This is a genomic window from Microcella sp. (assembly GCF_019739195.1).
Taxonomy (GTDB): domain Bacteria; phylum Actinomycetota; class Actinomycetes; order Actinomycetales; family Microbacteriaceae; genus Microcella.
Genome location: NZ_JAHHDS010000003.1, coordinates 1,549,254 through 1,563,641 on the forward strand (window position 1 = coordinate 1,549,254; position 14,388 = coordinate 1,563,641).

A 14,388-nucleotide genomic window follows, 5' to 3' on the forward strand; every position below is an offset into this window, starting at 1 on the left:
CGGGTGAAGAGGAACGACCAGTCGAGCATCGCAGAGGCGCGAGCTGCCTTGGTCGACGCTGTGCTGCAGCGCTTCTTCAGCCTATCCAAGAAGCGCGCGGCGCCTCTCGGCGCGCATTACGAGCACCTCTGGGGTTTGCTCGAGCGCAACACCCAGGGCGGCAAGCGCTTCAGGCCTCGCATGGTCATGGCCGCGTATGAAGGACTCGGCGGCGATGATCGGGATGCTGCCGCCTACGTGGGAGCCGCCTTCGAGCTGCTGCACACCGCCCTCATCGTGCACGACGATGTGATCGATCGCGATTTCGTGCGGAGGGGCATCCCGAACATCTCTGGCGCCTATCGCGACCACGCCGTCGATCGGGGCGTGAGCGTCGAGATCGCCGAGCACCGCGGAGTGTCGGCGGCGGTCATCGCGGGCGACCTCGCACTCTTCAACGCGTACCGCCTCATCGACAAGAGCGGCGTCGGCTCGCCCGTTCGAGAGCGTCTGCTCGACGTGCTCGACGAGGCGATGTTCACGAGTGCTGCGGGCGAGCTCATCGACGTCGACTTCTCGATCGACCCCGAGATGCCGCTCGTCGACGACATTCTCACCATGGAGCGCCTCAAGACGGCCGTCTATTCGTTCGAGTCGCCTCTGCAGGCCGGCGCGATCCTTGCGGGGGCTCCCGAGAGCACCGTCGCGACTCTCGGCGAGTTCGGCCGTGACATCGGCATCGCCTACCAGATCGTCGACGATGTGCTCGGGGTCTTCGGCGAAGAAGAGGCGACCGGCAAGACGACGATCGGCGACCTGCGCGAGGGCAAGCGCACCGTCATGATCGCGTTCGCGTGCTCGACGCCCGCGTGGGCCCGTTTGTGCGAGCTCATCGGCAAGCCAGACCTCTCGCTCGACGAAGCGAGCGAAGCGCGACTGCTGCTCATCGAGTGCGGCGCCCGCGCCTTCGCCGAAGACCTCGCTCGCGGCTACGCCAACCGGGCTCTCGCACGGCTCGCCGAGCCGCACATCCCCTCCGCCCTGCGCGACGAGCTGCACCCCGTCGCCGAGACCGTGCTGAAACGGGTGCGATGAACCGCCTCAGTCTCTACGACCGGGTTGCCGACGAAACCGCGTCGATGGTGATCCGCCGCTATTCGACCTCGTTCGGTCTCGCCTCGAGCCTGCTCGACGCCCGCGTGCGCCAGCACGTCGAGAACATCTACGCGCTTGTGCGCGTCGCCGACGAGATCGTCGACGGCGGCGTCACCGACGCCGGCCTCGACAGCGTGCACGCCGCGCGTTACCTCAACGAGTTCGAGGCCGAGACCGAGGCCGCTATGCAGTCGGGCTACTCAACCAATCTCGTCGTGCACGCTTTCGCCCGCACAGCGCGCGAAGTGGGGTTCGGCACCGAGCTCACCGAGCCCTTCTTCCACTCGATGCGCATGGATCTCACCGATACCGAGCACGACCAGGCGAGCTTCGACCGCTACGTCTACGGCTCGGCCGAGGTCGTCGGGCTCATGTGCCTGCGGGCATTCGTTCAGGGGATGTCCATCGACGCAGAGCAGGATGAGCGCCTGGTCACCGGAGCACGGGCACTGGGCGCGGCCTTCCAGAAGGTCAACTTCTTGCGCGACCTCGCGGCTGACTTCGAGACGCTCGGGCGCAGCTACTTTCCCGGAATCCGCGTCGACTCGTTCACCGAAGAGGAGAAGCACCGCTTGCTCGACGACATCGACGCCGACCTGCGTACCTCTGCCGCGGTGATTCCCGAACTGCCCAAGGGCAGCCGCCGGGCTGTCGCCCTCGCGCAAGGCCTCTTCGCCGAGCTCTCTGTGCGACTGCGCAAGACCCCCGCGTCGCAGCTCGTGCGCGCGCGGGTGCGAGTGCCCGACCCCGTCAAGGCCCGCATCGCCCTCGGGGCGCTCGCCGGCCGCACTCCTCGACCGCGGCCCGCCGCGGCAACCCTTTCGATCGGAGCAGCATCATGAGTCGCGTCGTCGTCATCGGTGGAGGCATCGCCGGCCTCGCGAGCGCAGCCCTGCTTGCTCGCGATGGTCACCAGGTGACGCTCGTCGAGAAGCAGCCCGAGGTGGGTGGCAGGGCAGGGTCGTGGGAGAAAGACGGCTTCCGCTTCGACATGGGCCCCTCGTGGTACCTCATGCCCGAGGTGTTCGACCACTTCTTCAAGTTGTGCGGCACGAGCGCAGCAGAGCAGCTCGAGCTCGTGCAGCTCGACCCGGGCTACCGCGTCATCACGCAGGGCTTCGACGAGCCGACCGACATCGCGGCCACGCGCGACGAGAACATCGCCCTGTTCGAGTCGATCGAGCCCGGCGCGGGTGCCAAGCTCGACAAGTACCTCGACTCGGCACTCGACACCTACGACATGGCCAAGAAGCGCTTTCTCTACACGAGCTTCGCCTCTTTCGGCCCGCTACTGCGCGGCGACGTGCTCAAGCGCACGGGAAAGCTCGTCAAGATGCTGCTGCAGAGTCTCGACGACTACGTGGGCCGCCGCTTCAGCGACTTGCGCCTACGTCAGGTGCTCGGCTACCCCGCGGTGTTCCTCGGCTCGTCGCCGTTCTTGACCCCGAGCATGTACCACCTCATGTCGCACCTCGACCTGACCGACGGCGTGCTCTACCCGATGGGCGGCTTCACGAAACTCATCGAGCGCGTCGCCGCGGTGACAGAGCAGCAGGGCGTGAGCATCCGCACCTCCTCGCCCGTCGCGCGCATCCTCGTCGACGAGACCACGAAGCGCACCACGGGTGTGGAGCTCGAGGGGGGCGAGGTCATCGAAGCCGACATTGTCGTGTCGGCGGCCGACCTGCACCACAGCGAGACTCAGTTGCTGCCCGAGGCGCTGCAGACCTATCCGCAGTCGTACTGGGACAAGAAGACCGCGGGGCCGAGCGCTCTGCTGCTCTACTTGGGCGTCGAGGGCGATCTGCCGCAGCTCGAGCACCACACGCTGCTCTTCACGGCCAACTGGCGCGAGAACTTCGAGGCCATCTTCGGCCCGCAGCCGAGCCTGCCCGACCCGGCGTCGCTCTACATCTGCAAGCCGAGCGGCGTCGACCCTTCGGTCGCACCCGAGGGCCACGAGAACGTCTTCGTGCTCGTTCCGGCGCCCGCCGACCTCTCGTTTGGGCGCGGCGATGTCGACGGCGATGGCGACACTCCTCTCGAGGTGTACGCCGACCGCATCATCGCCCAAATCGCCGACTGGGCGAAGATTCCTGACCTCGCCGACCGCATCGTCGTGCGCCGTAGCTACGGCCCCGGCAACTTCAATGCCGACCTCAACGCCTGGCGCGGCACGGCCCTCGGTCCGGCGCACATCCTCTCGCAGAGTGCCTTCTTTAGGGCCGGCAACATCTCGAAGAAGGTCAAAGGCCTCTACTACGCGGGCGGCTCGACGATTCCGGGAATCGGACTGCCGATGTGCCTCATCAGTGCCGAGGTGCTCGTCAAGCGCCTACGCGGCGACACGTCGACCGGCCCGCTACCCGAGCCTCTCGAGCGCACGGTGCCTGCCGAGCCCGTGACTGAATCCGCCACCGCATGAGCCTGAGCGTCGCGATGTCACCGATCAACTTCGCGTACCTCGCCGCGCTCGCCGTGGCGCTCACCGGCATGGTGCTGCTCGACCGCCGCTTCACGCTGTTCTTCTGGCGCGACGCACGCCGTGCCGCGATCGTGATCGTGACCGGCGTGGCCTTCTTCCTCATCTGGGATCTCGGCGGCATTCTGCTCGGCATCTTCTTTCGTGGGCAGACCGACTTCATGACAGGGCTTCTCATCGGGCCCGAGCTGCCGATCGAAGAGGTCTTCTTCCTCACGCTGCTCTGCTACAACACGATGAACGCGTACACGGCGGCGGGCGACTGGCTCGACGGCCGGTGGGCGCGGCGAGCATCCACACCCTCGATCGAGGGAGGTCGCGAAGGATGACCTACACCCTTCTCAACGTCGTCTTTCTGGCGATCGTAGCCCTCGTCGCGATCGCTGCCATCGTCGTGCGCCGGGCACCGCGCTGGCGCGCGGTGGGGCTCGCCGCCGTGCTGCTGCTCACCCTCACGGCCGTCTTCGACAACGTCATCATCGGCACGGGCCTCGTCGCGTACGACGACAGCCTCATCAGCGGGGTGCGCATCGGGCTCGCTCCGATCGAAGACTTCGCCTACACGGTCGCCGCTCTCGTGCTGCTGCCCTCGGTGTGGGAGCTGCTGCGGCGAACGCCCGCGCGCCAGGATAGTGAGTCGTGAGGACCCTCGGTCAGCTGTTCATCAGTTCGCGCCCGCTGAGCTGGATCAACACGGCGTTCCCCTTCGCCGCCGCCTACCTGCTGACCACGGGGCGCATCGATACGGCGTTCATCGTGGGCACGATCTACTTCCTCGTTCCGTACAACCTCGCGATGTACGGCATCAACGACGTCTTCGACTATGAGAGCGACCTGCGCAACCCGCGCAAGGGCGGCGTCGAGGGGGCACTGCTCGACCCGAGCATCCACCGCACGACGCTGTGGGCCGCGGTCGTCACCAACGTGCCGTTTCTCGTGGCGCTGGTGGCCCTCGGATCGCCGCTCTCGTGGGTCGTGCTCGCCGTGAGCGTCTTCGCGGTCATCGCCTACTCGGCCAAAGGCCTCCGGTTCAAAGAGAAGCCCTTTCTCGACTCGGTCACCTCGTCGACCCACTTCGTAAGCCCGGCCGTCTACGGCCTCGTGCTGGCGGGAGCGACCTTCACGCCCGCACTGTGGCTCATTCTCGCTTCGTTCTTCTTGTGGGGCATCGCCTCGCACGCCTTCGGGGCCGTGCAAGACGTCATCGCCGATCGCGAGGGCGGGCTCGCCTCAATGGCGACAGTCATCGGGGCGCGTGCGACCGTGCGCCTGTCGGTCGTCGCCTATGTGCTCGCGGGGCTGCTGCTGCTCGGAACCGACTGGCCGGGGCCACTCGCCGCGATCGCCGCCCTTCCTTACGTGGTGATCACGGCCCAGTTCTGGATGATCACCGACGAGACCGCCGAGTCGGCCAACCGCGGCTGGAAGCGCTTCTTGCTGCTCAACTTCGTGGCCGGCGCGATCGTCACGATGCTCATGATCTACTGGGCGATCAACCGCTGACGAGTGTCGGGCCGTCGATCGACCGGGCGGAATCCGATGCAGCACCTGCCGTGCCGCTTGATGCGCGCCGGCGGCGGCACAAGCCCCAGCGCCGGCGAGCTGCCTCGACATCTTCCCCGTCGAGCACCGTGATGGGGGCGGTGCCGCACGGCACGCTCGCCTCGACCCAGAGCATGGCGACGCCTTGCGCATGCGGAAGAGGCACGAGCTCTCCTTGACCGGCGTCGAGCAGTCGACGTCGTTGACGCAAGAAGATCTCAGCGATCTCGGGCGTCACGACATACTCGTTGCCGTAGTGGGTCACGACGAACCCGATTGCCCCTGTTGCCCCCATAGCCCCCATAAGGCCCTCATGCTAGGGGGAGAAATGTGCCTCGTTCGAGGGGTACCGTCGAATGCATGGGGGGCTTGACTTTGACGACTTGGCCGGGCGAGGCTTATCCGCTGGGCGCGACCTTCGACGGCAGCGGCACCAACTTCGCACTGTTCAGCGAAGTGGCCGAGCGCGTCGAGCTGTGCTTGTTCGATGACGATCGCGTCGAGACGAGGGTCGCCCTCATCGAGGTCGACGCCTTCGTCTGGCACGCCTACCTGCCGGGCGTGCAGCCGGGCCAGCGGTACGGCTTTCGCGTGCACGGGCCCTACGACCCCTCGACGGGTGACCGTTGCGCGGGCGAGAAGCTGCTGCTCGATCCCTACGCGAAGGCCGTGCACGGCGAGGTCGACTGGGATGAGTCGCTCTTCGCGTACCGCTTCGACGACCCGAGCGCGCGCAACACCGACGACTCGGCGGCGCACGCGATGCTTTCGGTCGTCATCAATCCCTACTTCGATTGGGCAGGCGACCGGCCGCCGAACACTCCCTACAGCGAGAGCGTCATCTACGAGGCGCACGTGGTCGGCCTCACGCGCACGCACCCCGCGATTCCCGACGAGCTGCGCGGCACCTATGCGGCTGTCGCGCACCCGGCGATCATCGAGCACCTTCAGAAACTCGGCATCACCGCCCTGGAGCTCATGCCCGTGCACCAGTTCGTGCACGACAAGCACCTCGTCGACCAGGGCCTGACCAACTACTGGGGCTACAACACCATCGGCTTTCTCGCGCCCCACAACGCGTACTCGGCGAGCGGTGATCGCGGCGAGCAGGTGCAAGAGTTCAAGAGCATGGTGCGCACGCTGCACGCGGCGGGCATCGAGGTCATTCTCGATGTGGTCTACAACCACACGGCCGAGGGCAACCACCTGGGGCCGATGCTGTCACTCAAGGGCATCGACAATGCCGCCTACTACCGACTCGTCGACGACGACCCGCAGTACTACATGGATTACACGGGCACGGGCAACAGCCTCAACGTGCGCCACCCGCACTCGCTGCAGTTGATCATGGATTCGCTGCGCTACTGGGTCACCGAGATGCACGTCGACGGGTTTCGCTTCGACCTCGCGTCGGCGCTCGCCCGCGAGTTCTACGACGTCGACCGTCTGGCGGCGTTCTTCGACCTCGTTCATCAAGACCCCGTCGTGAGCCAGGTGAAGCTCATCGCCGAACCGTGGGATGTCGGCCCGGGCGGGTACCAGGTGGGCAACTTTCCGGCCCTGTGGACCGAGTGGAACGGCCGCTACCGCGACACCATGCGCGACTTCTGGCGTGGTGAGGAGGGCACGCTCGGCGAGTTCGCCGCGCGGCTCACCGGCTCGGCCGATCTCTACGAGAACTCGGGTCGTCGCCCCGTTGCCTCGATCAACTTCATCACGGCGCACGACGGCTTCACCCTGGCCGACCTCGTGTCGTACAACGAGAAGCACAACGAGGCCAACGGTGAAGGCAACGCCGACGGCGAATCGCACAACCGGTCATACAACATGGGCGCAGAAGGCCCAACCGACGACCCCGAGGTGCTCGCCGCTCGTTCGCGCCAAGTGCGCAACCTGCTGGCGACGCTGCTGCTCTCGCAGGGCGTGCCGATGATCGCCCACGGCGACGAGCTCGGTCGCACGCAGAAGGGCAACAACAACGTCTATGCGCACGACTCAGAGCTTTCGTGGATCGACTGGTCGACGGCCGACGCGGCGCTCATCGAGTTCGTCGCCTCGATCGTGCGGCTGCGGCGCGAGCATCCGGTCTTCCGGCGCACCCGATTCTTCACGGGGCGTCTCGTGCACCGCGGTGGCGGCGATTCGGTGGCGGACCTCGACTGGCTGCGCACCGACGGCAGTTCGATGGATGAGGCAGACTGGGATGCCGGTTTCGGGCGCGTGGTCGGCGTCTTTCTGAACGGCCACGGCATTCGAGAGCGGGATGCTCGCGGCGAGCCCATCGTCGACCGCTCGTTCGTCGTCTACGTGTCGGCGCACGACGAGTCGATCGAGGTGACGCTGCCAGGCGCGGCTTACGGCGAGCGCTGGGAGCGGCTCGTCGACACCGCGGGCATCGACGGCCCCGTGGTCGTCGACGCGGGGTCGAGCATGACGCTCGAGCCGCGCAGCCTCGTGGTGCTGCGTCAATGGATGGAGGCCGAGCCGACGCTCGACGGCGCGGTGGCAGCCTCGCTGTCGGCCCCGTCGGGCACGACCGACGCCGAGCTCGGCAGCACGGCAGATTCGGGCAGCGCATCGTGACCGATGCACGCCTGCCGCTCTCGACCTACCGCCTGCAGGTCTCGAGCGAGTTCACTCTTGACGACGTCGCGGCGCAGGCCGACTATGTGCGCGCCCTCGGTGCTGACTGGCTCTACCTCTCACCGCTGCTGCAGGCGACTCGCGGATCGACGCACGGTTACGACGTTGTCGACCACGGTGCGGTCGATGACGAGCGCGGGGGTGCCGAGGCACTCTCGCGGGCCGTCGTCGCCGCGCGAGAGCAGCGACTCGGAGTGCTCGTCGACATCGTGCCCAACCACGTCGGCGTCGCCGACCCGAGGCAGAACTCGTGGTGGTGGCAGCTGCTGCGCACCGGCCAACACGGCCCGATGGTCGAGGCTTTCGATGTCGACTGGGCCTTCGCCGACGGGCGCATCCGCCTGCCGGTGCTCGGCGACGACCTGCCGCAGGTCATCGCGGCGGGCGAGGTCGAGTTGCTCCACGACGCCGTGCGGGTTCACGGCACCGACTATCCGCTCGCCGAGGGCAGCGCCGACGACGTGGTCGACCGCACGACAGCGGCACCCGCCGAGGTGCGCCGCGTGCTCGAACGTCAGCACTACGAGCTCGTGCACTGGCGCCGAGCGGATTCTGAGCTCAACTATCGGCGGTTCTTCGCCGTCACGACGCTCGCCGCACTTCGCGTCGAGGTGCCGTGGGTCATGCTCGAGAGTCATCGCGAGATCGTGCGCTGGGTGACCGAGGGGCTCGTCGACGGCATTCGCGTCGACCACCCCGATGGCCTCGCTGACCCGGGCGCGTACCTCGACGCGCTCGCCGACCTCACGAACCATGCACCCGTGTGGGTCGAGAAGATTCTCGAGGGCGACGAGCCGCTGCCGGGCCACTGGCAGACAGCCGGCACGACCGGCTACGACGCGCTCGCCTCCATCGATCGCGTGCTCGTCGATCCTGATGCCCGCGTGCCGCTCAGCCGGCTCGACGCCCGAGTGCGCGGAACCGAGTCGGTCACCAGCTGGTCAGACCTCATCCGATCGACCAAGCGCCGCATCGCCGACACGATTCTGCGCAGCGAAGTGCTGCGGCTCGAGCGCGAGCTGCCGCACCCCGTCGAGGGCGCGGCCGACGCGCTCGCCGAGCTGCTGGCGTGCTTTCCGGTGTACCGCTCATACTTGCCGGTCGGGCTCGAGCACCTCGAGGCGGCGCTCGCCAACGCTCGCCGGTCGCGCCCCGAGCTCTCGGCCGCCTTCGACGCGCTCGCGACCGTGCTCGGTGATGCCACTCAGCCTGCCGCCCGCCGCTTTCAGCAGACGAGTGGCATGGTCATGGCGAAGGGCGTCGAAGACACCGCGTTCTACCGTTACTCGCGACTGGCCTCGCTCACCGAGGTCGGTGCCGACCCGGCCGAGTTCTCGATCGATGTCGATGAGTTCCACCGACGGCAGACCGTGCGGCAGGGCTCGTTTCCCGCGTCGCTCACCACGCTGTCGACGCACGACACCAAGCGCGGCGAAGACACCCGCGCCCGCATCCACGTGCTTGCCGAGCATCACGAACGCTGGGAGGCCGTGCTCGACGAGTTGCGCCGCCGAGCGCCGATCGGCGACGGGCCCTTCGAGAACATCCTGTGGGAATCGATCGTCGGCGCCTGGCCGCTCTCGCGCGAGCGAGCGCATGCCTACGCCGAGAAGGCGTCGCGTGAGGCCGGCACCTCGACGACGTGGACAGCGCCCGACACAGCTTTCGAAACACGGATGCACGCCGCGGTCGATGCCGCCTTCGACGACCCTGCCGTGCGCGCGCTTCTCGAGACGCTCGTCGACGACGTCGCGGCGGCGGGCTGGTCGAACGGCCTGAGCGCCAAGCTGCTGCAGCTCACCGCGCCGGGAGTGCCCGACGTCTATCAGGGCAGCGAGCTGTGGGAGACGAGCCTCGTCGACCCCGACAACCGCCGCCCGGTCGACTTCGCACAGCGCCGGTCGATTCTCGCGCGCCTCGACGACGGCGAACTGCCGCCCATCGACGCCGAGGGTGCGGCCAAGCTGCTCGTGACCAACCGCGCCCTGCGGGCCCGCCGCGATCGGCCCGAGCTCTTCACGCGCTACGCCCCGCTCTCGGTCGTGGGCCAAGCGGCCGATCACGCGATCGCCTTCGATCGCGGCGGCGCGGTGACGCTCGCCACCCGCTTGCCGGTCGGGCTTGAACGGCGTGGCGGCTGGCACGACACTCTCGTCGTGCTGCCGCACCGCCCCGTCATCGATGTCATCACGGGCGCGCACTACGCCGGCGGCGAGCTGCCGCTCAGGGATGTGCTGCACAGGTATCCCGTCGCCCTGCTGCTCGAGGAGCCATCGTGACTCACACCACTCACCACGTCGACGCGCGCGTCTGGGCGCCCCGGGCCATGAGCGTCGAGCTGCATCGCGAGCGCGAGGGCGAGACCCAACGGGTGCCGATGGTGCCCGACGGCGGCGGCTGGTTCGTCGCTCTGGCGGCGCTCGCCGCCGCCGACCGTTACGGCTTCGTGCTCGACGATGCGCAGCACCCCGTGCCCGATCCCCGCTCGCGGCGGCAGCCCGAGGGCGTGCATGCCCTGAGCGCGCTCGACGACCCGAGCGAGTTCTCGTGGAGCGACGACTCGTGGACAGGGCGCCAGCTCGCCGGCAGCGTGCTCTACGAACTGCACATCGGCACGTTCACGCCGCAGGGCACGTTCGATGCGGCGATCGCGCGGCTCGACCACCTCGTCGACCTCGGCGTCGACCTCATCGAGCTGCTGCCCGTCAACGGATTCAACGGCATCCACAACTGGGGCTACGACGGCGTGCTCTGGTACACCGTGCACGAGGGCTATGGCGGGCCCGAGGGCTACCGCCGCTTCGTCGACGCGTGCCACGCGCGCGGCCTCGGCGTCGTGCAAGACGTCGTCTACAACCACCTGGGGCCGAGCGGCAACTACCTGCCGCGGTTCGGCCCCTACCTGCATGAGGCGAGCGCAAACACGTGGGGCGATTCGGTCAACCTCGCCGAGCCCGAGGTGCGGCGTTTCGTGCTCGACAATCTCGCGATGTGGTTCGACGACTTCCACGTCGACGGCCTGCGGCTCGATGCCGTGCACGCTCTGGTCGACGACCCCGACGAGCACATTCTGCGCGACATGGCGATCGAGACGGATGCTCGCTCAGCGCACCTCGGGCGGCCCCTGTCGCTCATCGCCGAGAGCGACCTCAACGACCCGCGGCTCATCCTGCCGCGCGAGGCGGGCGGCTACGGCCTCACCGCTCAGTGGAGCGACGACCACCATCACGCGATCCACACCGCCGTTTCGGGCGAGGCGGCGGGCTACTACGCCGACTTCGCGACGCGCGATGCTCTGCCCACGACCTCGATGCGCGGGTTCTTCCACGCCGGCACGTACTCGAGCTTTCGCGAACGCGAGCACGGGCATCCGATTCCCGTCGAGGTGCCCGCCTGGCGGTTCGTGACGTGCGCGCAGAACCACGACCAGATCGGCAACCGGGCCGCGGGTGATCGTCTCTCGGCGCTCGTCGATGTCGACCTGCTCGCGGTCACGGCCGTGTTGAACCTCACGAGCCCCTTCACGCCCATGCTCTTCATGGGCGAGGAGTGGGGCGCCTCGACTCCGTGGCAGTTCTTCACCTCGCACCCCGAGCCCGAGCTCGGGCGCGCGACTGCCGAAGGGCGTCTCGCCGAGTTCGTCAAGATGGGGTGGGACGAGTCGGTCGTGCCGAACCCTCAAGACCCTGCCACCTTCGAGAGTTCGCGTCTCGACTGGACCGAGCTCGACGACGCGGGTCATGCGCGCCTGCTGGAGCTGCATCGCGAGCTCATCACCCTGCGGCGAACGACCCCCGAGCTGACCGACCCGAGCTTCGCCCACAGCTCGGCCGCCAGTGCTGGAGCCGACGCGGCCGCGACGCCCGAGTCGTTCCGCATGCTGCGGGGCCCTGGTACTCACGATGCGCGCGGCGGACTCGTCGCGGTGTGCGCGGCCTTCGCGCACGACGCGGTGATGGAGTTCGCGCCGCCGACCGGCCTTCGTTCGTCTCCGCGTGCGCAGCTGCTGCTGTCGACGGCCGACGCTCGAGTGCACGTCGACGAGACGACCGGAGTCGCGCAGCTCGAGCTGCCCGCCCGCTCGGCTGCCGTCGTGCGCCTGCGCTAGCCGGCCTGCACGCCGCCCGCGAGGCCGATCGCGACGAGCAGCAGCACCGGAGCCAAGCCGAGCAGAATGCTCGTGCCGAGCGCGAGCGACGCGATCGCCTTGCCTCCGAGTCGGGGCGCCGCGCGCAGGGCGAGGGTCGCGGCAACGGCAGTACCGATGCCAATCGCGGCAGCGACGACGAGCGCTGCGATGATGAGGGCGATCTGCTCGACCCCGGAGATCACGATGGTGCTCGTCGCGACGAGCGTCTGCAGCACGAAGCTCAGCAGAATACCCGCAATACCGATGCGAGCGACGTGCGCCGCCCGGTTGGGGCCGGGGCGCAGGCTTCGCGCGAGGTCGGGCGTGAAGGCCGAGAACGGGTCGGGCTCGCGGTGCGGGCGACCGCGCCACTCGGCACCGTCGTACCACTGCTCGTAGCCGGGCTTCTCGAGCAAGGGCTGCCAGCCGGCGCCCGACTGATCGGGGTCGAGGTCGTCGTCGAAGGGCGCGCTGCTCACAACTCGTAACGGTAGCCGAGCTCGCTCGGGTAGTCGCCCCGAGCGGTGAGCTGCACCGCGGCGCTGGCAAGGTGGCTGAGGGTCAGCCCGAGAATCTGCGGGCCGAACGAGATGCGTCCGACCCCGAGCTCGGCGAGCCGGGCGAGCGGGATGTAGCCGGGATGCGCGAACAGGGCGATCGGCGCACGCACGGCGGCCACAGCATCCGCGACCTTCTCCTCCGTACTGAGGCCGAGCATGAAGATGCTCGTGGCACCCGCATCGACGTAGGCGTTGGCGCGGTCGATCGCTTCTTCCCAGTTGTCGGGCGAGCCCGCGAGCGTGTCTGTGCGGGCGTTGATCGCGAGCGGCACTCCGGCGGCGTCGGCCGCGGCACGGGCGGCGGCGACGCGAGCGGCGGCCTCGTCGATCGGCCGTCGTTCGCTCGTCGCTCCGGCGAGCGAGTCTTCGATGTTGAGCCCGGCTGCCCCCGCCTCGATGAGCCGCGCGACGTTCTCGCGCACCCCCGCGGCATCTGCCGCGTATCCCCGCTCGAAGTCGACGCTCACGGGCAGCTCGGTCGAGGCCGTGATGCGTGCGGCGGCGCCGAGCGCCATGTCGACTGTCATGCCCTCGCCGTCGTCGACGCCCAGTGAGAATGCGATCGAGTGACTCGCGGTCGCGAGAGCCTTCACGCCGGGAGTGCGGGCGACGATGCGGGCAGTCATGGCGTCCCACACGTTGACGACGATCAGCGGGTCGCCCGGGATGTGCAGGGCGGAGAGGGCGGCAGCTTTGTCAGCGGTAGTGGGCATGGCTCTACCCTGACACGACTCCGGTCACACAGAAGCGGGGCGAGCACATCGTGCCCACCCCGTCTCTCGTGCTGCGACCGATCAGCCAGCAGCCTCGGTCTTGCGCGCCGCCTTCTTGGCGGCCTTGCGCTCGGCCTTGCGTTCAGCGGTGCCGCCGTGCTCGCCGCAGTGGCCGTGACCACGACGGTGTCCACGGTGATGGCCGTGGCCGTGGCCGTGACCGTCACCGTGACCACGCCCGCGCCATCCGCCGGGGCCGCGCCCGGGCATGCCCTGGCTCTCATCCCAGCCCAGGTTTCGGGCCATGGTCTCGAGGGTCGCCATGGTCGTGGCGTAGTCCTCGTCGCTAATGCCTTCACGGGCGGTGGCGTCGAGGCCGCGGTAGTACTCGTGGGCCAGGGCGCGCTTGCGCCAGGCAGCGGCGCGCATCCAGCGGCCGGGGGTCATCGACGCGGCGTCGAACGCCTCGCGGTCGGTGGGCTCAGGGTTCGAGCCTTCTGACTTCTCAGATGAGTTATTCATAGGGATGTCTCCTTCAGACAGTGTGTATGTCATATGACAACGAATGTCACAATACATATATTCCCGGAGGGCGTCAACCGCCACGGTCGCCATCGAGCGCGCGATCGATGTACCGTGACATCTATGGATGCTCCGCGCGATGATCTCGACCCGATCACCGCGATCGAGCGCGCCGTCAGCGAGCTGCGGCGTGCGGGCAGCCGGTCGCCGTGGAGCCGGCCGGCGGCAGACCAGAAGCACCGCGACGCGCATCAGCTCCATGACGGGCAGCACGGGCCGTTTGGGCGGAAGGGCCCGCGGCACGAGCATCCGTTCGCAAATATGGCGCGCTACCGACTGCTCTCGACGCTCGACCGCGTGGGCGACGGTGCGAGCGTGAACGAGCTCGCCGCCGCGATCGGCGTCGATCAGCCGCGCGCGAGCCGCGTGGTCGCCGACTGCGTCGAGCGCGGTCTCGTCACGAAGCAGACCGACCTCGCGGATGCCCGCCGCAGCGTCATCGCCCTCACCGACGCCGGCCGGGCCGTGCTCGACGAGCGCCGCCGCGAACGCCGCGCCGCCGTCGAGCAGGCACTGCAGGGCTTCTCCGCCGACGAGCGCGCGCAGTTCGCCGAGATGCTCGCCCGCTTTGTCGCCGGTGGCCGCTCGACCTGACGGCGGTGG

14 protein-coding genes are annotated in these 14,388 nt (G+C 68.4%); 10 read left to right on the plus strand and 4 right to left on the minus strand.

Translation table 11 applies throughout. From position 1 onward, the window contains the following. Positions 1–3 precede the first annotated feature (3 nt). From KL788_RS09270 to KL788_RS09295, 6 genes are read left to right on the plus strand one after another with little or no spacing between them, the layout of a single operon-like run. A complete protein-coding gene (locus KL788_RS09270; RefSeq protein WP_293170640.1) occupies positions 4–1,074 on the plus strand; it encodes a polyprenyl synthetase family protein in 1,071 nt (356 codons plus the stop codon). Next, positions 1,071–1,976, plus strand: coding sequence for a phytoene/squalene synthase family protein (locus KL788_RS09275; protein ID WP_293170642.1), 906 nt, complete (start codon positions 1,071–1,073; stop codon positions 1,974–1,976). Before KL788_RS09270 ends, KL788_RS09275 begins: the two co-directional genes overlap by 4 nt. Further along, positions 1,973–3,559, plus strand: coding sequence for a phytoene desaturase family protein (gene crtI, locus KL788_RS09280; protein WP_293170644.1), 1,587 nt, complete (start codon positions 1,973–1,975; stop codon positions 3,557–3,559). Before KL788_RS09275 ends, crtI begins: the two co-directional genes overlap by 4 nt. After that, positions 3,556–3,945 carry a lycopene cyclase domain-containing protein gene (locus tag KL788_RS09285; RefSeq protein WP_293170646.1) on the plus strand — a complete coding sequence of 130 codons (390 nt, stop codon included), beginning with the start codon at positions 3,556–3,558 and terminating at the stop codon, positions 3,943–3,945. Before crtI ends, KL788_RS09285 begins: the two co-directional genes overlap by 4 nt. Next, the gene (locus KL788_RS09290) at positions 3,942–4,259 is read left to right on the plus strand and encodes a lycopene cyclase domain-containing protein (RefSeq protein WP_293170648.1); all 318 of its coding nucleotides are present in this window, start codon (positions 3,942–3,944) and stop codon (positions 4,257–4,259) included. The genes KL788_RS09285 and KL788_RS09290 overlap by 4 nt, the downstream gene beginning before the upstream one ends. Then, complete coding sequence (locus KL788_RS09295; protein ID WP_293170650.1) at positions 4,256–5,119, plus strand: prenyltransferase; 864 nt, start codon at positions 4,256–4,258, stop codon at positions 5,117–5,119. Before KL788_RS09290 ends, KL788_RS09295 begins: the two co-directional genes overlap by 4 nt. Here KL788_RS09295 and KL788_RS09300 read toward each other — a convergent pair. Next, positions 5,109–5,423 (minus strand): hypothetical protein, encoded by a 315-nt coding sequence (locus tag KL788_RS09300; RefSeq protein ID WP_293170652.1) that lies wholly within the window; start codon positions 5,421–5,423, stop codon positions 5,109–5,111. The genes KL788_RS09295 and KL788_RS09300 overlap by 11 nt on opposite strands. A 110-nt stretch (positions 5,424–5,533) precedes the next feature. Between KL788_RS09300 and glgX the strand changes: the two genes are divergently transcribed. Genes glgX through treZ form a run of 3 tightly spaced genes read left to right on the plus strand, consistent with a single transcriptional unit; the run spans position 5,534 to position 11,909 of the window. Then, positions 5,534–7,741, plus strand: coding sequence for a glycogen debranching protein GlgX (gene glgX, locus KL788_RS09305; protein WP_293173282.1), 2,208 nt, complete (start codon positions 5,534–5,536; stop codon positions 7,739–7,741). Further along, positions 7,735–10,080 (plus strand): malto-oligosyltrehalose synthase, encoded by a 2,346-nt coding sequence (treY, locus tag KL788_RS09310; protein WP_428846133.1) that lies wholly within the window; start codon positions 7,735–7,737, stop codon positions 10,078–10,080. Before glgX ends, treY begins: the two co-directional genes overlap by 7 nt. Beyond that, positions 10,074–11,909: a malto-oligosyltrehalose trehalohydrolase gene (gene treZ / locus KL788_RS09315; protein WP_428846134.1), complete on the plus strand. Its 1,836-nt coding sequence runs from the start codon at positions 10,074–10,076 to the stop codon at positions 11,907–11,909. Before treY ends, treZ begins: the two co-directional genes overlap by 7 nt. On the opposite strand, the gene KL788_RS09320 is transcribed toward treZ, so the two are convergent. From KL788_RS09320 to KL788_RS09330, 3 genes are all read right to left on the minus strand, one after another. After that, positions 11,906–12,409, minus strand: a complete 504-nt coding sequence (locus KL788_RS09320) for a hypothetical protein (protein WP_293170658.1) — start codon at positions 12,407–12,409, stop codon at positions 11,906–11,908. The genes treZ and KL788_RS09320 overlap by 4 nt on opposite strands. Beyond that, positions 12,406–13,203, minus strand: a complete 798-nt coding sequence (locus tag KL788_RS09325; RefSeq protein ID WP_293170660.1) for an isocitrate lyase/PEP mutase family protein — start codon at positions 13,201–13,203, stop codon at positions 12,406–12,408. The genes KL788_RS09320 and KL788_RS09325 overlap by 4 nt, the downstream gene beginning before the upstream one ends. Positions 13,204–13,284: 81 nt before the next feature. Then, positions 13,285–13,725, minus strand: a complete 441-nt coding sequence (locus KL788_RS09330; protein WP_293170662.1) for a hypothetical protein — start codon at positions 13,723–13,725, stop codon at positions 13,285–13,287. 123 nt (positions 13,726–13,848) lie between these two features. Here KL788_RS09330 and KL788_RS09335 point away from each other — a divergent pair, with 123 nt between their 5' ends. Next, positions 13,849–14,379 (plus strand): MarR family winged helix-turn-helix transcriptional regulator, encoded by a 531-nt coding sequence (locus KL788_RS09335; protein ID WP_293170664.1) that lies wholly within the window; start codon positions 13,849–13,851, stop codon positions 14,377–14,379. The last annotated feature ends 9 nt before the right edge of the window (positions 14,380–14,388 follow it).